Raw genomic sequence first — 24,959 nt, forward strand, 5'->3', positions numbered from 1 at the left:
TTAGAAGGAAGTAATATTATGGATAGGTTTAGGAGAATAATTATATATATATCATTGCTTTTTATTTTTGGATTTGTGTTGGTATGTCTTATTAAAATTAACATTATTAATTCTGAGACATTGTCTCCTATTAACAATGAATATGTTAATGTAGAAGAAGAAGAAGTTTTAGAAGAATACCAAGATTTTATTAATGATAATACATTTGTTAAGATATATAATAATGAAGATAATTTCTTATTTAAGGTTGGAGAGAGAGAATATATAATATGTAAGGATATATCGTTACATACTATTATAAAAAATATTTTTGACAAAATAGAAGAGATATTATAATCTTTATGATATAATTTTTACATGATTTAATTAATTCGGGGGTGAGTTCGTCTCTAATAGAGACAATATTTTATGGAGAAAGATAGAAAGAAATACATTAGAAACTTTTCTATAGTAGCACATATAGATCATGGTAAGTCTACGTTAGCAGATAGATTATTAGAATCAACAGGAACATTAACTCAGAGAGAAATGGAAGCTCAAGTTCTAGATAATATGGAATTAGAGAAAGAGAGAGGAATAACTATCAAGTCTCAAGCAGCAAGATTAATTTATAAAAGAGATGATGGACATGAATACATACTTAATCTTATAGATACTCCAGGGCATGTAGATTTTAACTATGAAGTATCTAGAAGTTTAGCAGCTTGTGAAGGAGCTTTGTTAGTAGTAGATGCGACCCAAGGAATTCAAGCGCAGACACTTGCTAACTGTTATTTAGCATTAGATAATGATTTAGAGATAGCACCAGTTATTAATAAGGTAGACTTACCATCCCAGAGAGCAGAAGAAGTTAAACAAGAGATAGAAGATGTTATAGGAATCGATGCTGAAGATGCACCTATGATTTCTGCAAAGACAGGACTTAATGTAGATCAAGTTCTAGAAGAAATAGTAACAAAACTTCCAGCACCAGAAGGAGACGAAGAAGCGCCACTAAAAGCACTTATATTTGATTCATATTACGATAGTTATAAAGGTGTAGTATGTTATGTTAGAATTAAAGATGGTATAGTAAAACCTGGATCTAAGATTAAACTTATGGCAACTAATAAAGTATATGAAGTAGTAGAAGTAGGTGTGTTTACTCCTAAACTTATGCCAATAAAAGAGCTTAGAGCAGGAGAGGTTGGCTACATAGCAGGTTCTATTAAGAATGTTAGAGATGCAAGAGTAGGAGATACTATAACAGATGCTAATAATCCTACATCAGAACCATTACCAGGATATAAACCAGCAATACCTATGGTTTACTCTGGAATATATCCAGTTGATGGAGCAAAATATGATGAATTAAAAGAAGCACTTGAGAAGCTTCAAATTAATGATGCAGCACTTAATTTTGAACCTGAGACTTCTATAGCACTTGGATTTGGATTTAGATGTGGTTTCCTTGGACTATTACATATGGAAATAATTCAAGAGAGAATAGAGAGAGAATTTAACTTAGATATTATAACAACTGCACCATCAGTTATATACAAAGTAACTAAGACTAATGGTGAAAAATTTGACATAACTAATCCAACTAATTTACCACCTGCAACTGAAATTGATTATATGGAAGAACCTATAGTAAAGGTAGATATAATTACACCTACAGATTATGTGGGGGCAGTTATGGAATTATGTCAAGAGAGAAGAGGTAAGTATATAGATATGGAATATATGGATACAACTAGGGCTGTAGTTCATTATGATATTCCATTAAATGAGATAATATATGATTTCTTTGACACCCTTAAGTCTAGAACTAGAGGATATGCATCATTAGATTATGAGCATAAGGGATATGAGCAAAGTAAGCTAGTTAAGTTAGATATATTATTAAATGGAGATGTAGTTGATGCATTATCTATGATAGTTCCTGAAGAGAGAGCTTATGCTAGAGGAAGAGGAATAGCTGAGAAGTTAAAAGAAATAATTCCTAGACAAATGTTTGAAGTACCTATTCAAGCAGCAGTAGGTTCTAAGATAATTGCTAGAGAAACAGTTAAGGCAATGAGAAAAGATGTACTTGCAAAATGTTATGGAGGAGATATTTCTAGAAAGAAGAAGCTTCTAGAGAAGCAAAAGGAAGGTAAGAAGAGAATGAGACAGGTAGGTTCTGTTGAAATTCCACAAGAGGCATTTATGTCAATATTAAAAGTAGATTAATGTTTTTGAAATATTGTAGTAAGGGTATCTAGATTAAGTAGATGCCCTTATATGTTAAGGAGAAATTTTAATGAAAGAAGTAGCACTTTATATTCATATTCCTTTTTGCAAACAAAAATGTTTATATTGTGATTTTAAGTCTTTTGCTAATGCAGAAAGATATATGGCTGACTATATAGAGGCTTTGTTATTAGAGCTTGATAGAATAAAAGATAAATATATATTTAAGAGTTTATTTATAGGCGGTGGTACACCATCTTTTTTAGATGATGAAAGTTTGAGCAAGTTGATGCATGGTATATCTGAACTTGAATATATTGATAATGCAGAAAAAACTATCGAATGTAATCCAGGTACAATAAATGAGAAAAAATTATCAATTATAAAAGAAGGGAAAATAAATAGATTAAGTTTTGGACTTCAAAGCACTAACAATCAATTATTAAAAGTAATAGGAAGAATTCATACTTATGAAGAATTTAAGGAAAATTATTTTCTCGCACGAAAGATGGGATTTAATAATATAAATATAGATTTAATGTTTGGCTTACCTAATCAAACACTAAATATGTATAAAGAAACATTGAATGAGATTGTAAAATTAAATCCAGAGCATATATCGGCATATAGCCTTATAATAGAAGAAGAAACACCTTTTTATGATATGTACAATAAAGATCTTATTAAACTTCCAACAGAAGAATGTGAAAGAAAGATGTATAGATGTACCAAAGATATATTAGGAGTTAATGGTTATCATCAATATGAAATATCTAATTATTCAAAGGAACAAAGGGAATGTTATCATAATAAAATATATTGGAGTTGTGAAGAATATATAGGTATAGGAATAGCAGCAAGTAGTTATATTGATAATAGACGAATAACAAATATATCTTCTATAAAAGAATATATATATAGTATAAAAAATAATAAATCTGTTATAGAAGAAGAGGTGAATAATTCAGAAATAGATAATATGGAAGAGTTTATGTTTATGAATCTAAGAATGCTACAAGGAGTAGATGAAAATAAGTTTTTTAATAGGTTTCATAAACACATAGATTCGATATATAAGGAAGTAATAGATAAACATATTAAGAATGGATTACTTATAAGAGATAGGAACAAAATATTCTTAAGTGAAAAAGGAATTGAGTTATCTAATTATGTTATGAGTGATTTCATATTAACATAAGTTTGGAGAATTAATAATTATTATTGGTTACATGTGTTGCTAATAATATGAATAATAATTATAAAATAGGTAAAAATAATAATATAAATTTTTAATACAAAAATACCAAGTCTACTTTATGAAGCCTTCGATTTTGTTAGAGCCTTATGACAGAACCCAAAACTTGTTTTGGGTGTTCTGTTAGGGCATTATTTTATTTTTTTTATTCTATAAGTAGTATATGTAACAATACATAAATGCCATGTTTACGATACTTATCTACAGTTTTAGCTTCTGTATAATTTCTTAATAGAATAAAAAATGAAAACGCGAGAAAAAAAGAGAAAACAAGAGAAAATAAAAGAAAAACCTTTAAGAATTTAAAAAAGTAAAAGAAATAATATATATATGCCATTGACAAAGAATAAAAGAAAGAATATATTAATATCATAGTCATTAGCACTCGATGGTAGTGAGTGCTAACAAAAAAGAGGTGATGATAGTGTCAATTAATAAAAGAAAAATTATGATACTTGAAGCAATAATTAATGACTATATTAATACTGGTGAGCCGGTAGGCTCTAGAACAATAGCTAAAAAGTATGATTTAGGTGTAGGATCAGCTACAATAAGAAATGAAATGTCTGACTTAGAGGACATGGGATACTTAGAACAACCACATGCTTCAGCTGGAAGAGTACCTTCTAGCAAGGGATATAGATTATATGTAGATAACTTGATGAAGAAGTCTAGTCTTACTAGAGAAGAAGAGCTTCTTATAAAGGAATATATAATAGATAATGCTATGTTAGAGGTAGATAAGATAGTTAAGCAAGCAAGTAGGTTGTTATCTGAACTTACTAATTTAACTTGTGTTGTTCAGACACCATCAGTAAAACAAAGTCATATAAGATCTATTCAATTGATGAATGTAGATAGTAATACTCTTTTATCAGTAATAGTAACAGATGCAGGTGTTATTAAGAATCATTTAATGAAGCTAGATAAGGTACCATCTGTAGAAGAATTATTTAAGATAAATGAAGTAATTAATAAAAGAATATCTAATTTAACAATTGATGATATAAACTTAGAAGTAATTAACAATTTAAAGAAAGACCTAGTTGGTTATGACGATTTGTTTAATGCTATAGTACCAGCATTATATGAAACACTTAAGTCTGAAAGTTCTTCAGATATTATAATGCAAGGAACAACTAATATACTTAACTACCCTGAGTACAATGATATAGATAGTGCAAAAGAAATTCTTAATATGTTATATGATAAAGATTCTATGGTTAAGCTTATAGCTCCAATAGGAGAGTTATCAGTAAAGATAGGTGAAGAAAATTATATACCTGAAGCTAAGAATTGTAGTGTAATATCATCAGAGTATTCTGTAGGAGGTAGACCAATAGGAACAATAGGGCTTATAGGTCCTAGAAGAATTAATTACTCAAAGGTAATAGCCATAATGGCAGAAGTAATGAAAGAGTTAAATGACACCTTGAAGAATCAAGGATTATAATAAAACAAGAGAGGTGTGTATTTGTTGGAAGATAATAAAGAAAAGTTAGAAAACGAAGAGATAGTTGAAGAAAATCCAATATCTGAAGAAGAAGTAACAGATGAGGCATCATCAGAAGAAAATGTATCTGAAGAAACTCAAAGTGAAACTCCAGAAGTAGAGGATGAGATATCAATGCTTAAGAAGAATAAAGAAGAAATAAAAAAATTAACTAATGAAAATGATACATTAAAAGATAGACTATTAAGATTGACAGCTGAATATGAAAATTACAGAAAAAGAACAGCAAAAGAAAAAGAAGCCCTTTATACAGATGCATGTAACGATGTATTAAAGGAAATACTTCCGGTAGTTGACAATATAGAGAGAGCTTATGCAGCAGAAGGAAGTGTTGAAGACCTTAAGAAAGGTATTGAAATGACAATGAAAGGGCTAACAGGAGCATTTGAAAAGCTAGGTGTTGAAGAAATAGATGCATCTGGTGAATTTGATCCAAATCTACATCAAGCAGTAATGCATGTAGAAGATGAAAATTATGATAAGAATGTTGTTGCTGAGGTATTTATGAAAGGATACAAGAGAGGCGACAAAGTTATAAGACATTCAGTAGTAAAAGTAGCAAATTAAAAAAAGAAAATAAATATTTATTTTTTCGGGAGGAATAGATTATGGGAAAAATTATAGGAATTGACTTAGGTACAACAAACTCATGTGTAGCAGTTATGGAAGGTGGAGAACCAACTGTTATAACTAACTCAGAAGGATCAAGAACAACTCCATCAGTTGTTTCATTCCAAGCAGATGGATCTAGATTAGTTGGTCAAGTTGCTAAAAGACAAGCAATTACTAATCCAGATAAAACAATAATATCAATTAAGAGAGAAATGGGAACTAACCATAAGACAAACATAGATGGCAAAGATTATTCACCACAAGAAATATCTGCAATGATTTTACAAAAAATCAAATCAGATGCTGAAAGCTATTTAGGAGAACCTGTTACTCAAGCAGTTATTACTGTACCAGCTTACTTTAATGATGCTCAAAGACAAGCAACAAAAGATGCTGGTAAGATAGCAGGTCTAGAGGTTCTAAGAATAATAAACGAACCAACAGCAGCATCACTTGCATATGGACTAGATAAGACTGATTCAAATGAAAAAATATTAGTATATGATTTAGGTGGTGGTACTTTCGATGTATCTATACTAGAACTTGGTGATGGAGTATTTGAAGTATTATCTACAAATGGTGATACTAAGTTAGGTGGAGATGACTTCGACCAAAAGATAATGGATTATATAGCAGATACATTTAAGGCAGAAAATGGTGTAGATTTAAGAAATGATAAGATGGCTCTTCAAAGATTAAAAGAAGCAGCAGAAAAAGCTAAAATAGAATTATCAGCATCAACTCAAACAAATATTAACTTACCATTCATCACTGCTGATGCAACTGGTCCAAAGCATATAGATATGAACTTAACTAGAGCTAAATTCAATGAAATATCTGCTGATTTAGTAGAAAGATCAATTACCCCAATGAAGAAAGCATTACAAGATGCAGGACTTTCAATTGGTGATATAGATAAAGTAATATTAGTTGGTGGTTCAACAAGAATTCCAGCAGTACAAGAAGCTGTTAAGAACTTTACAGGAAAAGAACCTTCAAAAGGAGTTAACCCAGATGAATGTGTTGCAATTGGTGCAGCTATTCAAGCAGGTGTATTAACTGGAGAAGTTAAAGATGTATTATTACTAGATGTAACTCCATTAACATTAGGAATTGAAACATTAGGAGGAGTTTCTACTCCATTAATAGAAAGAAATACAACAATTCCTGCAAAGAAGAGTCAAGTATTCTCAACTGCAGCAGATGGTCAAACATCAGTTGAAATTCACGTAGTACAAGGTGAAAGACAAATGGCTGCTGACAACAAGACATTAGGTAGATTCACATTATCAGGAATTGCACCAGCTCCAAGAGGAATCCCTCAAATAGAAGTAACATTTGATATAGATGCTAACGGTATAGTAAAAGTATCTGCTGTAGATAAAGGAACTGGTAAGGAAGCAAACATTACAATTACTGCTTCTACTAACTTAAGTGATGATGAAGTAGATAAGGCTGTAAAAGAAGCAGAAAAGTTCGCTGAAGAAGATAAGAAGAGAAAAGAATCAATAGAAGTTAAGAATAACGCTGATCAAGTAACTTATCAAACAGAAAAAACATTAGAAGAATTAGGAGATAAGGTATCTGCAGAAGATAAAGCTAAAGTAGAAGCTAAGTTACAAGAACTTAAGAACATTAAAGATAGCGATGATATTGAAGGAATCAAGAAAGCAATGGATGAATTAAATCAAGAATTCTATGCAGTATCATCAAAGATATATGCAAATGCTAACCCTCAAGGAGCAGAAGGATTTGATCCAAATGCAGCAGCAGGTGGTAATGCAGGAGCTAACAATGCTCAAGATGACAATGTAGTAGATGCAGATTTCAAGGTAGACGAAGATAAATAGTTGTCAGATAAATAGATTGACTATATAATGTTAAAAGGGAAGGCTAAATGCGTCTTCCCTTTTATAAGGTAAATTAAGTTAGGTGGTGAAGATTTAATGGCAGGAAAAGATTATTATGAAGTACTTGGACTTCAAAAAGGTGCCTCAGATGCAGAAATAAAAAGTGCATTTAGAAAATTAGCTATTAAATATCATCCAGATAAAAATCCAGGAGACAAAGAAGCAGAAGCAAAATTTAAAGAGATAAATGAAGCTTATCAAGTTTTATCTGATCCTCAAAAGAAAGCTAATTATGATCAATTCGGAACAGCTGACTTTAATGGAGCAGGCGGTGGCGGCGGCTTCGATGGTGGATTTGACTTCTCAGGAATGGGTGGCTTTGGAGATATATTTGATACAATCTTTGGCGGTGGTGGTGGTTCTTCATCTAGAAGAAGAAATGGCCCTGTTCAAGGTGATGATTTAGAATATGTTTTAAGATTGACATTTGAAGAAGCAGTATTTGGATGTGAAAAAGAGATTTCTATAACTAGAAATGAAAATTGTGAAGAATGTAAAGGAACAGGTGCAGAACCAGGAACTTCTCCTAAGACATGTCCACATTGTAAGGGAACAGGTCAGATAAGAGTTCAGAGACAGACTCCACTTGGAAATTTTGTTAGTACAACTACATGTGATAAATGTGGAGGAAAAGGTAAGATTATAGAAAAACCTTGTCATATTTGTCATGGAAAAGGACAGGTTAGAAAGAACAGAAAGATTACTATAAAAGTTCCAGCTGGTGTTGATAATGGCAACATGATTCCATTGAGAGGTCAAGGAGAACATGGCAAGAATGGAGGACCTCCAGGAGACTTATATATCAGAATAAATGTTGCTCCATCTAAGGTATTTACTAGAAAAGGAAATGATATCTATATAGAGGTTCATTTATCAATGGCTAAAGCAGCATTAGGAACTGAGATAAAAGTTGCTACTGTAGATGGTGATGTATCATATAATGTTCCAGAAGGAACTCAATCAGGTACATTATTTAGATTAAAAGGAAAAGGTGTTCCTAGAGTTAACAGTGGTGGTAGAGGCGACCAATATGTAAAAGTAATAGTAGACATTCCAAGGAATTTAAATGAAAGGCAAAAAGAAGCTTTAAGAGCATTTATGGAAGCTAGTGGAGAAGAAATAGATATTAAAGAAACTAAGCATAAAAAAAAGTTCTTTGGTAAATAGATAAAAAAGAGTTATTTGCAATAGCGAATGACTCTTTTTTTAATGTATAGTAAAGTATAATTTGTTTTAATTTTTTTTGATAAAAAAATAAGTTGTAAATATATATATTATAAATTATCTTTAATTTAAAGAAAGAATTTTAAATTGAGGTGAAAAAATATGGAAAAAGAAGTGATAAAAGGAATACTTATTCCCTTTTTAGGAACTAGTCTAGGAGCCGCATGTGTCTTCTTCATGAAGAAGCAAATGAGTTGTTTAGTACAACGAATTATGACTGGTTTTGCAGCAGGGGTTATGGTAGCTGCATCTATATGGAGTCTTTTAATACCAGCTATTCAGCAATCAGAGGATATGGGTAAATTATCATTTATACCAGCATTAATAGGGTTTATGGTTGGAATTTTTTTCTTGCTATTACTAGATAGTATAATTCCTCATTTGCATATGAATAGTTCAGAAACAGAGGGACCTAAGAGTAAATTAAAGAGAACTACTATGCTTGTATTTGCAGTTACACTTCATAATATACCAGAAGGGATGGCAGTTGGAGTTGTATATGCAGGATTACGTTCTGGCAATGTAAAAATTACAGCAATGGGGGCTCTTGCATTATCGTTAGGAATTGCTATTCAGAACTTTCCTGAAGGAGCAATTATATCTATGCCACTTAAAGCTGAAGGTATGAGCAAGGGAAAAGCATTTGTATATGGTGTATTATCAGGTGCTGTAGAACCTATAGGAGCATTTATAACTATAATTGCTGCAAGCTTTGTAGTGCCTATTTTGCCATACTTGTTGAGTTTTGCAGCTGGAGCTATGATGTATGTTGTTGTAGAAGAATTAATACCAGAGATGTCTCAAGGTAAACATTCAAACGTTGGAACAATAATGTTTGCATTTGGATTTTCGTTAATGATGGTGTTAGATGTGGCATTAGGATAATTTAATGGCATTAAGTGAAATAGATAAACTAAAAATCACTATAATGCCTGAGTAATTAATTTATTTATATAATTTAAAGCATCAACAATACTATTTATATCATAAACATTATTGTTGTTAATGAAGGCATGATAAGAGCCTTGTATTGCATATGACAATATAATATCTATTTTTTTATTGTTAGCATATTGAGGTCTATTATCAAAAATAAATTTTTTAATTTCTTTTTCTAATTTATTTGCAAAATTATTATTTCTGTTGTGAGATAAAAGTATTGTGAATAATTCTCCTTGAGCAATTAATCCATTTAAAAGCTGCTCACTAAAATTATCTGCATCAGTTATGCTGTTTAATACATTTTGAATAAGTTCTTCTTCTAATGAATCAGATAAATCATATATGTCTCTATAATGTAGATAAAAGGTAGCTTTATTAATCATAGCTAATTCTGAAAGTTCTTTTATAGAAATTTTTTCAATAGGTTTTTTTGACCTAAGTTCAATAAAAGCATTAATAATACTATTTCTTGTTTTTTTAACACGTAAATCCATAATAATCCCCCTATAAATAAATAGACTATTTTAACGAAAAGTCTATTAAACAACTATATTTGAAAAATGAATATGGAATATAAATACAGTTGTTTTATAATTAAATTATAAATAGATAATAGACTATGGTCAATTAATTTTTGGGAGTGATATAATTATGGATATGTATGGTTTTTATACAGGTAAGATATTTGATGCTTATGAATACTTAGGTGCTCATATTATAAATGAAGGAGTTGTATTTCGAACATTTGCACCAGCAGCTCAAAGAATAACATTAGTTGGTGACTTTAGCAGTTGGGAAGAGATTGAAATGAATAAGGTATACAATGGTAATTTCTATGAAGTCGTTGTTCCAAATGCTACAGAAGGAATGAAATATCTATATAAGATATATCAAAATGATGGTAATGTTGTAGAGCATTGTGATCCTTATGGTTATGGTATGGAATTAAGACCTTTTTATGCATCAATTATTAGAGATATGAATGAATATAAATTTAATGATGATAAATGGATGAGAAATAGAGGACAATGTGATAAAAAACCAATAAACATATATGAGATGCACATGGGATCATGGAGAACTAATAAAGACAATGAGTGGGGCTGGTATTCGTATGAAGAAATAGCAGATGAACTTATTAAATATGTTAAAGAAGCTGGATACAATTATATAGAACTTATGCCTATAAGTGAACATCCATGTGATGAATCTTGGGGATATCAGAATACAGGTTTTTATAGTCCAACATCTAGATATGGAACAGCAACTCAACTTAAGAAATTAATTGACAAGTGTCACCAAAATAATATAGGTGTTATTTTAGATTTTGTTCCTGTACATTTTGCAGTTGATAAATATGCATTAGCTAATTATGATGGGACAGCATTATACGAATATCCTCATAATGACGTTGGTGTAAGTGAATGGGGAAGTCATAATTTTATGCACTCAAGAGGTGAAGTAAGAAGTTTTCTACAATCATGTGCTATGTATTGGCTTAAGGAATATCATTTTGATGGGCTTAGAATGGACGCAATAAGTAGAATAATATATTGGCAGGGCGATGAAAAAAGAGGAGTAAATGGTAATGCAGTAGATTTTATCAAAACAATGAATCAAGGATTAAAGGAAAAATATCCTGATTGTTTGTTAATGGCTGAGGATTCTACTAATTATAATGGAGTAACAAAGAAAGTAAACGAAGGCGGATTAGGTTTTGATTATAAATGGGATATGGGTTGGATGAATGATACATTAGCATATTTTTCAATGTCACCTGAGGATAGAAAAACTAATTATCACAAGTTAACATTTTCTATGATGTATTATTATAATGAAAAATATATGTTGCCATTATCTCATGATGAGGTTGTACATGGAAAAGGAACTATATTACAAAAGATGAATGGTGAATATGAAGGGAAATTTCCACAAGGTAGAGCTCTTTATATGTATATGTATACACATCCTGGCAAAAAATTAAATTTTATGGGAAATGAAATAGGACAACTTAGAGAATGGAGCGAAAAAAGAGAACAAGATTGGGATATACTTAAATATCCAAATCATGATGACTTTTATAGGTATATGAGATGTTTGAATAATATATATCTAAATCACAATTCATTGTATGCAAATGATTATATAGAAGATGGATTTAAGTGGTTAGATTGTCATCAAGAAGAGAAGTGTATATATGCTTATGAAAGAAAGTCAAATGATGAAAGACTTGTTGTAATTTTAAATTTATCAGATAAATATCAAGAAAATTATGAAGTAGATGTAGACTTTGATAATGCAGAGGTTGTTTTAAACTCGGACTGGCAGGAATTTGGCGGAAAGACAGTTAAAAATAATGAAAAATATTTCTTCGAAAATAAGAAATTAAAAATTAGCTTGGAGCCATTTTCAGGAATAATATTAAAGGTAAAATAAGTTTTCAATTTGTTAAATTATTATACATTGATTATAAATAAATGCATATTATAATAATAAATGTAAAGTAGTTATTAAGTATTTTACCCCTTATAAAATAAACAAATACATCTTATTATAAGATGTTAAGCTACATTTGTATCCCCCTACAAGTGTAGCTTTTTTTTTAGCGTATAAATAAAGGCATTGACACATTGTAAAAAATAAGTATAAAATAATTTATTAGTGTTAATAATTATGAAAGGATGAGATGTACTTGGAAGGAACATGGATTGAAGTTAGAGTTTTTACTAAAAGTGAAGCTTTAGAACCTATTTCGGGAATATTTTATGGATTAGATTGTAAGGGGGTTGCTATAGAAGATCCTCAAGATATATTAGGTAGGGAACAAGGCCCATTAACATGGGATTTCGCAGATATAAATGTATTAGAACACAAAGGAAAAGTTGCTGTGGTTAAAGCATATTTTGCTGAAGAAGATAATATGGATGAGATTCTAACATATGTAAATGAGAAATTACAAGAACTTAAAGATATGGGTATAGATATAGGTGATGGCGTTGTAGAAGCAGAAAAGATGCATGAAGAAGATTGGGCGAATAATTGGAAGAAGTATTATAAACCTACTAGAATAGGTGATAAAATAGTGGTTAAGCCTATTTGGGAAGAATATGCAGAAAAAGATGGAGATTTAGTTATAGAGCTAGATCCAGGAATGGCATTTGGAACTGGAGAACATGAAACAACTAGAATGTGTATCAAGGCTTTAGAGAAATATGTTAAACCTGATACAACAGTTTTTGATGTTGGATGTGGTTCAGGTATATTAGCTATAGCTGCAGCAAAGCTTGGAGCAAAAAAGGCAGTAGGTGTAGACTTAGATCCAGTGGCAGTAGAGTCAGCGGAAGAAAATGTTAAATTTAATGATTTAGATAATATAGAATTATTACAAGGAAACTTAATAGATGTTATAGAAGGAAAGGCAGAGATTGTTGTAGCTAATATAATAGCTGAGGTAATCTGTATTTTAACATCAGATGTTAGTAAAGCATTAGTTCCAGGTGGATATTTTATCACATCAGGAATAATTCATGATAGAGTAGATATGGTTTTAGATAAACTAGCAGAGTGTGGATTTGAAGTAGAAGAAATCAACAAGGACGGAGAATGGAACTGTATAGTAGCAAGATTAAAATAAGAGAGGATAAGATATGCATAAATTTTTCACTGCAGCAGATAATATTGTAAATAATACTGCAACTATATTAGGTGATGATGTTAAACATATATATAAGGTCTTGAGATTAGATGAAGGTGAAGAAGTTGTTATCAATAATTGTTTAGGTGTTGAATATTTAGGGAAGATAAACACTATAACCAAGACAGAAGTTATTGTTGACTTGATTGAGAAACTAGACGTTGATAATGAGAGCCCCATAGATATATATTTATTTCAAGGATTACCCAAGTCTCAGAAGATGGATTTAATTGTTCAGAAGGGAACAGAATTAGGTGTTAAGGAATTTTTACCTGTTATAACTAGTAGAGTTGATGTAAAGCTAAAAGGTGAATTTAAGAAATTAGATAGACTTAATAGAATTGCATTAGAAGCAGCGAAGCAGAGTAAGAGAACAGTTATTCCAACAGTGAGTTTACCTATAGAATTCAACGAAGTATTAAATAGAATTGATGATATGGATGTATTTTTAGTTCCTTATGAGAATGCTGAGAATTATGGAATTAAAGCGTTGATAGATGAATTAACAGAAGATAATAAGATAGCTTCTATTAAGAAAATAGGAATATTAGTAGGACCTGAAGGCGGATTTGAGCAGTCAGAGATAGATGAGCTTAAAGATAAGGGAGCTTATATAATAACATTAGGTAATAGGATTCTGAGAACAGAAACAGCAGGTTTTACAACTACTTCATTGATACAATATGAATTGGGCGATTTAGGAGGAATAAGATAATGAAAGTTGCATTTCACACATTAGGATGCAGAGTTAATGTATATGAATCAGAAGCTATGGCTGAGAAGTTCATAAGAGAAGGATATGAAGTAGTAGAGCCTACAGAAGTTTCAGATGTTTATGTTATTAATACATGTACAGTAACTAATATGGGAGATAAGAAGTCACGTCAAGTAATAAGTAGGGCTAGAAGACTTAATCCTGACGCAATTATTGCGGTTGTAGGATGCTATGCGCAGATAGCACCTCAAGAAGTAAGTAAGATTGAAGGCGTTGATGTAGTCTTGGGAACTAGAAACAAAGGTGATGTTGTATATTATGTTAACAAGGCTAGAGATGAAGGTAAACTTCAATTCCATGTAGATAGTGTATTACGTAATAAAAAGTTTGAAGATTTAAACATAGAAGAATATCAAGATAAAACTAGAGCTTTTCTAAAGATACAAGATGGTTGTAATAGATTTTGTACATATTGTATAATACCTTATTCAAGAGGTGCTGTATGTTCAAAAGAACCTAAGAAAGTTTTAGAAGAGATAAAAGCTTTAGAAGAGCATGGATTTAAAGAAATAATTCTGTCAGGAATCCATATAGCGTCATATGGATTAGATTTAGATGATAACATTACTTTAGTGGATTTATTAGAAGAAATAGAGAAACTAGATGGAATAGAGAGAGTTAGAATAGGTTCGATAGAGCCTGCATTTTTCACAGAAGAAGTGGTTGATAAGATTAAGAAGATGAAGAAGTTATGTCCTCAATTTCATTTATCATTACAAAGTGGATGTACTTCAACATTAAAGAGAATGAATAGAAGATATACAGCAGAGGAATATGAGAGAATAGTTAATATTCTTCGTGAAAACATTCCTGATGTATCGATAACAACTGATGTTATAGTAGGATTTCCAGGTGAAACAGAAGAAGAATTTAATACAACATATGAATTCCTAGAGAGGATAAAACTTACTAAGACACATGTATTTAAGTATAGTGGTAGAAAAGGAACTAAGGCATATGATATGCCTAATCAAATAAATGGAAATATTAAAGATGAAAGAAGTAAAAAGCTAATAGCTCTTAATAATAAAAATGAAAGAGAATTTATAGCTAAATATATCAATAAGGAATTAACAGTATTAATAGAACAAGAAGTAAAAGACAATGAAGGTTGTTATGAAGGTTACACTAGAAATTATATTAAAGTAATTGTAAAAAATTGTCCAAATACAGTTAAAGGTGATATAATAAAATGTAAGCTTGTAGAATCATATGATGATTATGCAGTAGCTGAATATATAGAATAAGAAGGAGGGGAATATTAATGGAAGATTGTATCTTTTGTAAAATTATAAAAGGTGAAATACCTAGCACAAAAGTTTATGAAGATGATAATGTATTAGCATTTAAGGATATTAATCCTCAAGCGCCAGTACATGTAATAGTAATACCAAAAGTTCATATACAAAGTGCTAATATGATTAATGAAGATAATGTACAAGAAGTTTCAAATATATTTTTAGCAATTAATAAAATAGTAAAAGAACTAGGAATTGATGAAAGTGGTTATAGAATAATTAACAACTGTGGAAAAGATGGCGGACAAACAGTTCCACATTTACATTTTCATATAATTGGAAAGAAAAATTTAGGAGAAAAACTTGTATAAAGTTATAACAGTTGTTGACACATAGAAGATAAGTATTGTATAATATATTAAGTGTTATTAAGCCCGTAGCTGAGTTAATTTAAGAATTTTAGCTAGCGGAGGGAGGGATAATTTATGTCAGAAATTAAAGTTGGAGAAAACGAATCTCTTGAAAATGCATTAAGAAGATTTAAGAGAAAATGCGCTAGAGCTGGAGTACTTTCAGAAGTAAGAAAAAGAGAACACTACGAAAAGCCAAGCGTTAAGAAAAAGAAGAAATCAGAAGCTGCTAGAAAGAGAAAGTTCAAGTAGAACTGTTTCTTTTTTGAAAGAAGGTAGTAAAAGTTGCCAAGTATAAAAGAAAGACTTCAAGAAGATTGGAAGAATGCTGTAAAGGCAAAGGATAAATTTAAGTCTAATGTTATTAGTACGGCTAAATCTGCAATACTATTAGTCGAAAAAACTGATGGTATACAAGTTGAGGATGCTCAGGCTATTGAAATATTAGCAAAAGAGGTCAAGCAAAGACGTGAAGCTATGCTTGAATTTGAAAAGGGAAATAGACAAGATTTGGTTGAGCAAAACAAAGCTGAAATTGAAATATTGTTAGAGTACCTTCCTCAGCAATTAAGCGAAGATGAAATAAAACAAATAATCACAGAATCAGCTACTGAAGTGGGCGCTAATAGCATAAAAGACATGGGCAAAGTTATGGCGATTGTTAGACCTAAAATTGTAGGTAAAGCAGACGGCAAACTTGTAAGTGCATTAGTGAAAGAATATTTAACTAATAAATAACAAGAAGAACTCGAAAGAGTTCTTTTTGTTATTTTTTTTACTCTTTTATCATAAAGTACATTGAAGTAATATTATTTTTTGAGGTAAAGAGTGTGGAAGATAAAATAAAAAAAGGTAAAGATTTTATAGCTCAAAAGGCTGATTTGCCAATAGAAGTTATATTAGATGTGCCTAAGATAACAATTATTGGGTATAAAGAAATAACTATAGAAAACCATAAAGGAATATTGTCTTTTGATAAATTATTAATAAGAATTAATTCTAAGCTAGGTCCAATTAAAATTGAGGGAATGGGATTGGAGATATTATACATAGGTACTTATACAGTAACTATAAGTGGAAAGTTTAAATCAATTCTATATGAGGGGATTAATTATGATGAATAATTTAAAAAAAGGTAAGATATCAATGGAAGTTATTGTTCCATCTATAGAAAGATTTTTGAATGTATTGTGGCAAGAGAATATAGAACTTTTCAGCGTAAAAAGAAAAAGTATCACTACCCTTAGAATAGAAGTGAGTTATGAACAATATGAAGAAGTTGTTGCAATAGTTGAGAAAATGAGGGGTAAAGTAAAAGTTATAAATAAAAGTGGAGTTATATATGTTATAAAAAAGATTATAAATAAAAAGAGTTTGATAGCGGGAGCATTTATATTTATTGGAATAATATATTATTTATCAACTTATGTATGGTCGGTTGAAATTACAACAGAAAACAATTTATCCCCCTTTGAAGTGAGAAGAGATTTGGAAAAACTTGGGGTAAAAGCTGGGATGAAGAAAAATGATATAGATGTATATGATTTAGAAAGAAGGCTAGAAACTGTTAATGATGAAATACTGTGGCTTAGAATAAGAATAGAAGGTTCTACTTTAAAGGTTCTTGTAAAGGAAAAGGTAAATCCACCAGAGTTATCTGATAAACAACAAATAGGTAATATTATTGCAGAAAGAGGCGGAGAAATTAAGAGGATATTTGTTACCTCAGGAACTGCTATGGTAGCACCAGGGGATATAGTTAATAAAAATGATTTGCTTATTCAAGGGGTTAGAGGAATTGATGAGAATATACATGAGGTTCCTGCAAAAGGTGTTGTTATTGCAAATACTTTTTATGAGATGTCTTCTGAGGTTCAGATTACAGGTGAGGAATTTTTGCGAACCAAAAAAGAAGATAGTGATATATATATAGAATTGTTTGGTGCGAAAATTTACTTGAAAAAGGCTATTAATAATTTTGAGTATTATGATAAAATAGAAGATAAGAGTAAACTTATAGATATTGTGAAATATTACGAAAAAGAAAAGATGAAAATTAACATTGAAGAAAAGGATGCTGTTGAGGTAACTTGCAATAAACTACAGAATGCTTTGCAAAAAAAATTAAGTAATGAAGCAAAGATAGTAGATAAGGATGTAACTGCTAGTAGAATAGATGATGGAAAGATATTAGTTAAGGCTATATTTGTGGTTGAACAAAATATAGCATTAGTAGTGAATTCTTGATTAGATTTCTAGTTTGAAGGTGAGATATATGAAGAAGAAAATTAATAATAAAGTAAGAGAGAGAATAAAATTTACTATAACATTTATATGCTCTTTTATTATTATATTTAGTGTGCTTGCAACTGTGGTTGCACCGAAGAAGTATGATTATAAGGTTGGAGATATAGCTCTTAATGATATAAAGGCAACAAGAGATACTATAGATAAGGAAGCTACGGATAAGAAGATTCAAGAAGCAAAGGATGCTGTAGAAGATATATATGTAGTTAAAGCTGATGTGCAGAATACAGCAGAGAATAACATAAACAATTTGTTTTCATCAATTATGAGTATATTAGATGAGAATAATAGCGAAAATACTAAAGTTGCTGAGCTTCAACAAAAAAGAAGTACCTTAACTAGTACACAATGTATGTATCTACTAAGTTTAAGTGATAACGAATTAAAAACTATTCAAGATAGCATTATAAAGATATTAGATGAAGTATATAGTAGTCATGTTCAGGATAATAATGACGATAGTATTAAACAAGCTGAAGATTTGGTGAATTCTGATGTGGATGAATTAAATTATAGTAGTACACTTAATGCTATTGTTAAGCAAATAACAAAAGAAGAAATAAAACCTAATTTGTTTTATGATAGTGAATCTACTGAAAAAGCAAAAGAAGAAGCAGAGAAGTCTGTTCAAAATGTCACAATTAAAAAAAATCAAATAATAGTTAATGAAGGAGAACCTATAACTGAAGGACAGATAGCAATACTTAAATCTCTAGGATTATCTAGTAATGATTCAAGTGGATCAATAATAATATATATAGCACTAGCCGTGTTTGTAATAGCTATTTTGTCTTTACAAAACTTATACATTTATAGAAATTATTATGATTTATTTAAACAACATAAAAAAATTGTCCTTATTAATTTGTTATCTGTTATGACAGTATTGCTAGCAAGAGGATTGGCACTTGTGTCGCCTTATATTATTCCTATGGTTTGTGCGCCGCTTCTTATGACGGTGTTGATTAATTATAAGGTATCAATATATGTTAATATATTAAATGTATTTTATATTGCAGCAATAACAGATTTTGATCCATCAATTATTCTAATAGCAGTTTTATGTACTATATTGAGTTCAACTTTTATGAGAAGATTACAACAACGAAATGATATTTTATATGCAAGTTTATTTATAGCTCTTGTTATATCTATAGTTAATTTTTGTATAGGTGTTTTCTTATCAAGTGACATAAAGGTTGTACTTATTAACACATTACTTATGGTTGTTGGAACAATAGTATCAGCCATATTAACAATAGGACTATTACCTATTCTCGAAGGAGCATTTGACGTAGTTACAACTCTAAAATTATTAGAGTTATCTAATCCTAATCATCCTTTATTAAAGAAATTACTAATGGAAGCTCCAGGAACATATCATCATAGCATGCTTGTAGCAAACTTAGCAGAGATGGCAGCAGATGAAGTGGGAGCTAATCCGGTAATAACCAGAATAGGGGCTTATTACCATGATGTAGGTAAGATTACTAGACCATATTTCTTCAAAGAGAATCAGCTTACTAATGAGAATCCTCATGATAATATAAATGAGAATCTCAGTGCTATGATAATTATATCCCATGTTAAGGATGGGGTGGAGATGGCAAAAGAATATAATCTCCCTGAATTGATAATAGATATAATAAAACAACATCATGGAACAACTTTAGTGAAGTATTTCTATTATACAGCTAGAAATAAATCTGATAATCCAGATGACATAAAAGAAGAAGATTTTAGATATAAAGGGCCTATTCCAAATACAAAAGAATCAGCTATTATAATGTTAGCAGATTCCACAGAGGCAGCTGTAAGATCTATTAATGATCCTACAACTAAAAAATTAGAAGAAATGGTAAATAATATTGTTGATGACAAAGTAAAATCAGGACAATTAGATAATTGTGAATTAACATTAAAAGATTTAAGTAAGATAAAAGAATGTTTCTTAAGAGCGTTAAATGGTATTTATCATAAAAGGATAGAATATCCAAAGGAAGAAAAATAAACAATATGGAGATATGATATATGATATATGTAGATAATAGACAAAATAAGATAAACATAACAGAAGAAGAGATAGAAGGATTAAAAAAAGTAATTCTTCATGCATTAAAGGAAGAGGAGGTAGATATACCTACAGAAGTTTCGCTTGTATTTGTGGATAATGAAGAGATAAGAGAAATAAACAATGACACTAGAAATATAGATAGAGAAACAGATGTATTATCTTTTCCTATGCTTGATTATGAAGACAAAAAAGTATTCAAAGATATGTATAAAAATTATAATTTTGATGTAACATATAAAGATGGAGAAGAAGTAGTTTTAGGAGATATAGTGTTGTCGTTAGAGAAGGCATTAGAACAGAGTAAGGAATATAACCATTCTTTTCAGAGAGAAGCATCTTATCTTGTGGTTCATTCGATTCTACATTTGTTAGGATACGATCATATGGTGGAAGAAGATAAGGTAGTTATGAGAAGAAGAGAAGAAGAGATATTAGAAAAGTTAAACATAACTAGATAAAGGTATGGTGATATGTAATGAAGTTAAAGAAAATGGTTGATAGTTTTAATGCAGCAATAAATGGTGTTATTGATACTGCAAGAACTGAAAGACATATGAAGATACATATATGTGCATCTATTTTAGTTCTAATAGCATGTTTCTTCTTTGATATATCAAAGATTGAATTTCTTATATTAGTTCTTACTATATGTTCAGTAATAGCAGCAGAAATATTTAATACGGCTATAGAAGCGGTAGTTGATATGACTACGAATTATTATCATCCATTAGCAAAGGTAGCAAAGAATGCAGCAGCAGGTGGCGTACTTGTTCACGCAATAGGAGCAGTTATAGTAGGATACATAATATTTGGAGAAAAACTAAGTGATATATCTTATACAATGATTGATAAGGTGAGAAACTCTGATTCCTATGCAGTTCTTATTGTTTTGGCTATAGTGTGTTTAGTAACAGTTATAGCTAAGGCAATATTTGGAGAAGGAACACCTTTAAAGGGTGGTATGCCTAGTGGACATAGTGCTTTAGCTTTTGCTATGGCAACTATTATTTCTCTTGTTACTGTAGAACCTATATGTATAGTTATAAGTTATCTTATGGCGCTTATAACAGCACAGAGTAGAGTGGATTCAGAGGTGCATACAGTATCTGAAGTTATAGTTGGTGGAATAATGGGTATAATAGTAACAGTATTTATATTTACTCTTTTTGATATTTGATGTACTATATTGATTAATATGATATACTATTTATAAGATGTATTTGCATGGAGGGATAATAGATTATGAGTAGAGAAGCCTTAATTAAGAAGGCAATAGAAGCAAGAGAATTAGCGTATTGTCCTTATTCAAACTTCAAGGTAGGTGCAGCTGCATTATTTGAAGATGGTAATATATACACTGGGTGTAATATAGAGAATGCATCATATGGAGCCACTAATTGTGCTGAGAGAACTGCTATATTTAATGGGGTTTCTAAGGGCAATAGAACTTTAAGAGCACTAGCTGTTATTGGAGATTTTAATAATTTTACATATCCCTGTGGAATATGTAGGCAAGTTATTTGTGAATTTGCAGAGAGCAGTGACATGAAGATATATATTATTAAGAATGAAAATGAAGTATTAGAGAAGACATTAGAAGATATACTTCCAGGAGCATTTTCAAAAGCAGATTTAGATAAGTAGGAGGAAAAATTTTTGTTTAAATCAGGATTTGTAACAATAGTAGGGCGACCTAATGTTGGTAAGTCAACATTAATGAATTATATAATGGGAGAGAAGTTATCTATAGTATCTAGTAAACCTCAAACAACTAGGAATAATATACAAACAATTCTTACAACAGATGATTATCAGATAGTTTTTGTGGATACACCAGGTATTCATAAACCTAAACACAAGTTAGGTGAATATATGGTTAATTCAGCAAAGGAATCAATGAAAGACGTGGATTTAGTATTATTTTTAACTAATCCAGATGATGAAATAGGTAAAGGTGATAAGTTCATATTAGAATCTTTACAAAACAGCAAAGCACCAGTATTTTTAGTACTTAATAAGATTGATGAGAATACTCAAGATAGAGTGGCAAAATCTTTAGAAATGTATTCAAAAGAATTTAATTTTAAAGAGATCATACCTATATCAGCTATGAAGGGGAAGAATGTAGATACTCTTCTAGAACTTATGGTTAATGAATTGCCAGAAGGACCTAAATATTATCCAGAAGATATGATAACTGATGTACAAGAAAGATTTGTTGTTGCAGAAATTGTAAGAGAGAAAGCACTAAGAACTCTTAGAGACGAAGTACCTCATGGAATAGCTGTAGATGTAATTCAAATGAAACAAACACCTAATGGAACTTATCATATTGAAGTAGATCTAATATGTGAGAAAGCTTCACATAAAGGAATAATAATAGGTAAGAATGGACAGTGCTTAAAGAGAATAGGTGAAAGTTCTAGATATGAGTTAGAGAAATTCTTGCATAATAAAGTAAACATAAAAATATGGGTTAAGGTTAGAAAAGAATGGCGAGATAACCAAAACCTACTTAAAGAATTAGGTTATAAGCAGAAGAATAAATAATAGGAGTGTAATTGTTGTCGTTAATAAAGTGTAAGGCTGTAGTATTAAAAACACTAGACTATAAAGAAAATGATAAGTTAGTTTGGTTATATACTGATGAATATGGCAAGGTATCAGCTATTGCAAAGGGAGCTAAGAGAAGTAGAAGTAAATTTCTATCAATAACGTTACCTTTGTGCTATGGTGAATATATATATTATAAAGGAAGAGGATTAGCAAATCTTCAAGAAGGTAAAATAATAGAATCGTTTCAAGGGCTACTTAACAATTTAGATAAGTTAACTTATTCTAGTTACTGTTGTGAACTTATAGACATTGCATTAGCAGAGGGAGAAAGTAATAAGTGGCTCTTTAAGGAATTTGTTACAACATTATATCTATTAAATACAGATGCCCTAGACTATGAGTTATTAGTAAGATCTTTTGAATTGAAATTATTAAAAGCTACTGGTTATGGGTTAAATCTAGATTATTGCGCTATATGTAGAAAGAAAATAAATGTTACTAATTATATAAGTCTATCTTATTATGGTGGAGTGTGTGAAGAATGTGAGAGAATACATGGATTATATGTTTCTAGAGGTACATATAATGCACTAAAATTCCTCATAAATACTCCAGCAGATAAAGTATATAGATTGAACTTGACTCAAGATATGAAAAAAGAGATGGAGAAAGTAACTACATTTCTTATATCAAATAACTATTCAAAGAAACCAAAGAGTTTAGAAATGTTAAAATATTTAAAGGAGTGATAATTTATGGAGATTACATTAGAAAAAGTTGATACAGTAATAGAGAGAACAGGTGTAAGTTATTCAGAAGCTAAGAAAGCACTAGAAGAGAGCAATGGAGATGTATTAGCTGCTATTATATATATTGAAGAAAATCCAAAGAAAGAAAATTGTGAAAAAGAAAAATCACAAACAATAGAAGAATTTAAATCTTGGATAAAAGGAATAATAGAAAAAGGCGATGTAACAAGGATAAAGATAAAAAAAGATGAAGAAGAACTTCTAGATATTCCAGTTAATGCAGGAATAGCAGCTACTGTAATAGCAGTTATGATTCCACAAATAATGGCATTCGGTGTAATAGTTGCAGTAGCAACTAAAATTACAATAGAAATTACTAAACAAGATGGTACAGTTGAAGTTATTAATAAGTATGTAACTAGTGCTACAGAAACAATAAAAGATAAGGCAAATGGTGCAGTAGATAAAGTTAAAAAAATGTTCAAAAATACATCAAAAAAAGAAAAAGTATATACAGGAACAGACACAGTATATAGTTACACAGTAAAGTTTGACGAAGACGAAAACAATTAATATATCTACAATAATAAGGGCTTTATATTTTATAAAGCCCATTTAATAATTATAGAAGAGAAAAGTTAATAAAAAGTGAATAAACAGAAATTTGAGGAATAATGTTTTTATTTGTGTGATTTTTCAGGAAATTAATTATAGTAAAAGTAAATGGGTGTGGTATAATTAGTGTGTGGATAAAAATAGTCACAAAGTTATTCCTTGTAATTTTCAGAAAGAGGGATTTACATGAAGTTGTCTCAAAGACAAGAGGATATTATAAAGCTAGTTAAGGAAAATCAACCTATAACTAGTGAGGCAATTGCTAAAAGTATAGGGGTTACAAGGGCGGCCCTTAGAGCAGATTTGGCTATATTAACCAAGACTGATATATTAGAAGCAAGACCGAAGGTTGGATATGCTATAGCTAATAAGCCTAAGACTAATTCTATCCAAGATATGATAAGTAACATAAAGGTAAAAGATATTATGTCTAAACCAGCAACTATAAATGAATCAACTATGGTATATGATGCCATTGTATTTTTATTTATAGATGATGTAGGAACAGTATTTGTAGAGAATAATGGGTATCTAGTAGGTGCTGTTTCTAGAAAAGATTTTTTGAAGATTTCTATAGGAGGAACAGATATTCATAAAGTTCCTGTTGGAGTTATTATGACTAGAATGCCAAACATTATAATAGGTAATCCAGAGGATAGAGCTTATGATTTAGCCAAGAAAATCATTGAGCATGAAATAGATAGTATTCCAATTGTAGAAAAGGTTTTATCTAATGAGGGAAAAGAGCAATACAGAATAGTAGGGAAAGTATCAAAGACAAATATTACAAAGTTATTTGTAAAAATAGGTGTAGGGGAATAAAATTTGATATCTACGAGGCCCTATGGAGGCTTCGCTAGTAATATATATT

General features: G+C 30.2%; 26 protein-coding genes. 25 read left to right on the top strand and 1 reads right to left on the bottom strand.

Features of this window, described 5'->3' with window-relative positions; all coding sequences use genetic code 11:
• The first annotated feature begins 18 nt into the window (after positions 1-18).
• From KQI77_RS00210 to KQI77_RS00245, 8 genes are all read left to right on the top strand, one after another.
• The gene (locus KQI77_RS00210) at positions 19-336 is read left to right on the top strand and encodes a hypothetical protein (RefSeq protein WP_216387330.1); all 318 of its coding nucleotides are present in this window, start codon (positions 19-21) and stop codon (positions 334-336) included.
• Positions 337-408: 72 nt separating this feature from the next.
• Entirely contained in the window at positions 409-2,214 is a 1,806-nt protein-coding gene (lepA, locus tag KQI77_RS00215) for a translation elongation factor 4 (RefSeq protein WP_216387331.1), read from the top strand.
• A gap of 70 nt (positions 2,215-2,284) precedes the next feature.
• On the top strand, positions 2,285-3,412 hold the full coding sequence (gene hemW, locus KQI77_RS00220; RefSeq protein ID WP_216387332.1) for a radical SAM family heme chaperone HemW: 1,128 nt from the start codon (positions 2,285-2,287) through the stop codon (positions 3,410-3,412).
• A gap of 481 nt (positions 3,413-3,893) precedes the next feature.
• The gene (gene hrcA, locus KQI77_RS00225) at positions 3,894-4,922 is read left to right on the top strand and encodes a heat-inducible transcriptional repressor HrcA (protein ID WP_216387333.1); all 1,029 of its coding nucleotides are present in this window, start codon (positions 3,894-3,896) and stop codon (positions 4,920-4,922) included.
• Between the two features lie 24 nt (positions 4,923-4,946).
• On the top strand, positions 4,947-5,549 hold the full coding sequence (gene grpE, locus KQI77_RS00230; protein ID WP_216387334.1) for a nucleotide exchange factor GrpE: 603 nt from the start codon (positions 4,947-4,949) through the stop codon (positions 5,547-5,549).
• 41 nt (positions 5,550-5,590) lie between these two features.
• Positions 5,591-7,444 carry a molecular chaperone DnaK gene (dnaK, locus tag KQI77_RS00235; protein ID WP_216387335.1) on the top strand — a complete coding sequence of 618 codons (1,854 nt, stop codon included), beginning with the start codon at positions 5,591-5,593 and terminating at the stop codon, positions 7,442-7,444.
• A 96-nt stretch (positions 7,445-7,540) separates the two neighbouring features.
• On the top strand, positions 7,541-8,671 hold the full coding sequence (gene dnaJ / locus KQI77_RS00240) for a molecular chaperone DnaJ (RefSeq protein ID WP_216387336.1): 1,131 nt from the start codon (positions 7,541-7,543) through the stop codon (positions 8,669-8,671).
• 159 nt (positions 8,672-8,830) lie between these two features.
• Positions 8,831-9,613, top strand: a complete 783-nt coding sequence (locus tag KQI77_RS00245; protein WP_216387337.1) for a ZIP family metal transporter — start codon at positions 8,831-8,833, stop codon at positions 9,611-9,613.
• A 38-nt stretch (positions 9,614-9,651) separates the two neighbouring features.
• On the opposite strand, the gene KQI77_RS00250 is transcribed toward KQI77_RS00245, so the two are convergent.
• Positions 9,652-10,164, bottom strand: a complete 513-nt coding sequence (locus KQI77_RS00250; protein WP_216387338.1) for a TetR/AcrR family transcriptional regulator — start codon at positions 10,162-10,164, stop codon at positions 9,652-9,654.
• A gap of 157 nt (positions 10,165-10,321) precedes the next feature.
• On the opposite strand from KQI77_RS00250, the gene glgB reads away from it, so the two are divergent.
• The 17 genes from glgB to KQI77_RS00335 all read left to right on the top strand — a co-directional run bounded on the left by glgB (position 10,322) and on the right by KQI77_RS00335 (position 24,910).
• Entirely contained in the window at positions 10,322-12,106 is a 1,785-nt protein-coding gene (gene glgB / locus KQI77_RS00255; protein ID WP_216387339.1) for a 1,4-alpha-glucan branching protein GlgB, read from the top strand.
• A gap of 256 nt (positions 12,107-12,362) precedes the next feature.
• Positions 12,363-13,304, top strand: a complete 942-nt coding sequence (gene prmA, locus KQI77_RS00260; protein ID WP_216387340.1) for a 50S ribosomal protein L11 methyltransferase — start codon at positions 12,363-12,365, stop codon at positions 13,302-13,304.
• A 13-nt stretch (positions 13,305-13,317) separates the two neighbouring features.
• Positions 13,318-14,079 (top strand): 16S rRNA (uracil(1498)-N(3))-methyltransferase, encoded by a 762-nt coding sequence (locus tag KQI77_RS00265; protein WP_216387341.1) that lies wholly within the window; start codon positions 13,318-13,320, stop codon positions 14,077-14,079.
• Positions 14,079-15,386 carry a tRNA (N(6)-L-threonylcarbamoyladenosine(37)-C(2))-methylthiotransferase MtaB gene (gene mtaB, locus KQI77_RS00270; RefSeq protein ID WP_216387342.1) on the top strand — a complete coding sequence of 436 codons (1,308 nt, stop codon included), beginning with the start codon at positions 14,079-14,081 and terminating at the stop codon, positions 15,384-15,386. The genes KQI77_RS00265 and mtaB overlap by 1 nt, the downstream gene beginning before the upstream one ends.
• A 17-nt stretch (positions 15,387-15,403) precedes the next feature.
• Complete coding sequence (locus tag KQI77_RS00275) at positions 15,404-15,748, top strand: histidine triad nucleotide-binding protein (protein WP_216387343.1); 345 nt, start codon at positions 15,404-15,406, stop codon at positions 15,746-15,748.
• 114 nt (positions 15,749-15,862) lie between these two features.
• On the top strand, positions 15,863-16,039 hold the full coding sequence (gene rpsU, locus KQI77_RS00280; RefSeq protein WP_216387344.1) for a 30S ribosomal protein S21: 177 nt from the start codon (positions 15,863-15,865) through the stop codon (positions 16,037-16,039).
• A 33-nt stretch (positions 16,040-16,072) separates the two neighbouring features.
• A complete protein-coding gene (locus tag KQI77_RS00285; protein ID WP_216387345.1) occupies positions 16,073-16,525 on the top strand; it encodes a GatB/YqeY domain-containing protein in 453 nt (150 codons plus the stop codon).
• A gap of 92 nt (positions 16,526-16,617) precedes the next feature.
• Positions 16,618-16,911, top strand: coding sequence for a sporulation protein YqfC (gene yqfC, locus KQI77_RS00290; protein WP_216387346.1), 294 nt, complete (start codon positions 16,618-16,620; stop codon positions 16,909-16,911).
• On the top strand, positions 16,901-18,034 hold the full coding sequence (gene yqfD, locus KQI77_RS00295) for a sporulation protein YqfD (RefSeq protein ID WP_216387347.1): 1,134 nt from the start codon (positions 16,901-16,903) through the stop codon (positions 18,032-18,034). Before yqfC ends, yqfD begins: the two co-directional genes overlap by 11 nt.
• A 28-nt stretch (positions 18,035-18,062) precedes the next feature.
• Positions 18,063-20,105, top strand: a complete 2,043-nt coding sequence (locus tag KQI77_RS00300) for an HD family phosphohydrolase (RefSeq protein WP_216387348.1) — start codon at positions 18,063-18,065, stop codon at positions 20,103-20,105.
• A gap of 20 nt (positions 20,106-20,125) precedes the next feature.
• Complete coding sequence (gene ybeY / locus KQI77_RS00305) at positions 20,126-20,626, top strand: rRNA maturation RNase YbeY (RefSeq protein ID WP_216387349.1); 501 nt, start codon at positions 20,126-20,128, stop codon at positions 20,624-20,626.
• 17 nt (positions 20,627-20,643) lie between these two features.
• The gene (locus KQI77_RS00310) at positions 20,644-21,345 is read left to right on the top strand and encodes a diacylglycerol kinase (RefSeq protein ID WP_216387350.1); all 702 of its coding nucleotides are present in this window, start codon (positions 20,644-20,646) and stop codon (positions 21,343-21,345) included.
• Positions 21,346-21,410: 65 nt separating this feature from the next.
• The gene (locus tag KQI77_RS00315; protein ID WP_216387351.1) at positions 21,411-21,812 is read left to right on the top strand and encodes a cytidine deaminase; all 402 of its coding nucleotides are present in this window, start codon (positions 21,411-21,413) and stop codon (positions 21,810-21,812) included.
• 12 nt (positions 21,813-21,824) lie between these two features.
• A complete protein-coding gene (era, locus tag KQI77_RS00320) occupies positions 21,825-22,718 on the top strand; it encodes a GTPase Era (protein ID WP_216387352.1) in 894 nt (297 codons plus the stop codon).
• Positions 22,719-22,729: 11 nt separating this feature from the next.
• The gene (recO, locus tag KQI77_RS00325; RefSeq protein WP_253289279.1) at positions 22,730-23,473 is read left to right on the top strand and encodes a DNA repair protein RecO; all 744 of its coding nucleotides are present in this window, start codon (positions 22,730-22,732) and stop codon (positions 23,471-23,473) included.
• 6 nt (positions 23,474-23,479) lie between these two features.
• Positions 23,480-24,046: a DUF4342 domain-containing protein gene (locus KQI77_RS00330; protein WP_216387354.1), complete on the top strand. Its 567-nt coding sequence runs from the start codon at positions 23,480-23,482 to the stop codon at positions 24,044-24,046.
• Between the two features lie 228 nt (positions 24,047-24,274).
• A complete protein-coding gene (locus KQI77_RS00335; protein WP_216387355.1) occupies positions 24,275-24,910 on the top strand; it encodes a helix-turn-helix transcriptional regulator in 636 nt (211 codons plus the stop codon).
• Positions 24,911-24,959 lie beyond the last annotated feature (49 nt).

Origin of the sequence: Clostridium sp. MSJ-8, from assembly GCF_018918325.1 — a bacterium.
Lineage (GTDB): Bacteria > Bacillota > Clostridia > Clostridiales > Clostridiaceae > Clostridium.

Excerpts from the sequence above, each read along its gene's own strand:
- KQI77_RS00210 (WP_216387330.1), top strand. The coding sequence starts at position 19 with ATGGATAGGTTTAGGAGAATAATTATATATATATCATTGCTTTTTATT.
- lepA (WP_216387331.1), top strand. The coding sequence starts at position 409 with ATGGAGAAAGATAGAAAGAAATACATTAGAAACTTTTCTATAGTAGCA.
- hemW (WP_216387332.1), top strand. The coding sequence starts at position 2,285 with ATGAAAGAAGTAGCACTTTATATTCATATTCCTTTTTGCAAACAAAAA.
- dnaK (WP_216387335.1), top strand. The coding sequence starts at position 5,591 with ATGGGAAAAATTATAGGAATTGACTTAGGTACAACAAACTCATGTGTA.
- dnaJ (WP_216387336.1), top strand. The coding sequence starts at position 7,541 with ATGGCAGGAAAAGATTATTATGAAGTACTTGGACTTCAAAAAGGTGCC.
- KQI77_RS00245 (WP_216387337.1), top strand. The coding sequence starts at position 8,831 with ATGGAAAAAGAAGTGATAAAAGGAATACTTATTCCCTTTTTAGGAACT.
- KQI77_RS00250 (WP_216387338.1), bottom strand. The coding sequence starts at position 10,164 with ATGGATTTACGTGTTAAAAAAACAAGAAATAGTATTATTAATGCTTTT.
- glgB (WP_216387339.1), top strand. The coding sequence starts at position 10,322 with ATGGATATGTATGGTTTTTATACAGGTAAGATATTTGATGCTTATGAA.
- KQI77_RS00265 (WP_216387341.1), top strand. The coding sequence starts at position 13,318 with ATGCATAAATTTTTCACTGCAGCAGATAATATTGTAAATAATACTGCA.
- mtaB (WP_216387342.1), top strand. The coding sequence starts at position 14,079 with ATGAAAGTTGCATTTCACACATTAGGATGCAGAGTTAATGTATATGAA.
- KQI77_RS00275 (WP_216387343.1), top strand. The coding sequence starts at position 15,404 with ATGGAAGATTGTATCTTTTGTAAAATTATAAAAGGTGAAATACCTAGC.
- rpsU (WP_216387344.1), top strand. The coding sequence starts at position 15,863 with ATGTCAGAAATTAAAGTTGGAGAAAACGAATCTCTTGAAAATGCATTA.
- yqfD (WP_216387347.1), top strand. The coding sequence starts at position 16,901 with ATGATGAATAATTTAAAAAAAGGTAAGATATCAATGGAAGTTATTGTT.
- KQI77_RS00300 (WP_216387348.1), top strand. The coding sequence starts at position 18,063 with ATGAAGAAGAAAATTAATAATAAAGTAAGAGAGAGAATAAAATTTACT.
- ybeY (WP_216387349.1), top strand. The coding sequence starts at position 20,126 with ATGATATATGTAGATAATAGACAAAATAAGATAAACATAACAGAAGAA.
- KQI77_RS00310 (WP_216387350.1), top strand. The coding sequence starts at position 20,644 with ATGAAGTTAAAGAAAATGGTTGATAGTTTTAATGCAGCAATAAATGGT.
- KQI77_RS00315 (WP_216387351.1), top strand. The coding sequence starts at position 21,411 with ATGAGTAGAGAAGCCTTAATTAAGAAGGCAATAGAAGCAAGAGAATTA.
- KQI77_RS00330 (WP_216387354.1), top strand. The coding sequence starts at position 23,480 with ATGGAGATTACATTAGAAAAAGTTGATACAGTAATAGAGAGAACAGGT.
- KQI77_RS00335 (WP_216387355.1), top strand. The coding sequence starts at position 24,275 with ATGAAGTTGTCTCAAAGACAAGAGGATATTATAAAGCTAGTTAAGGAA.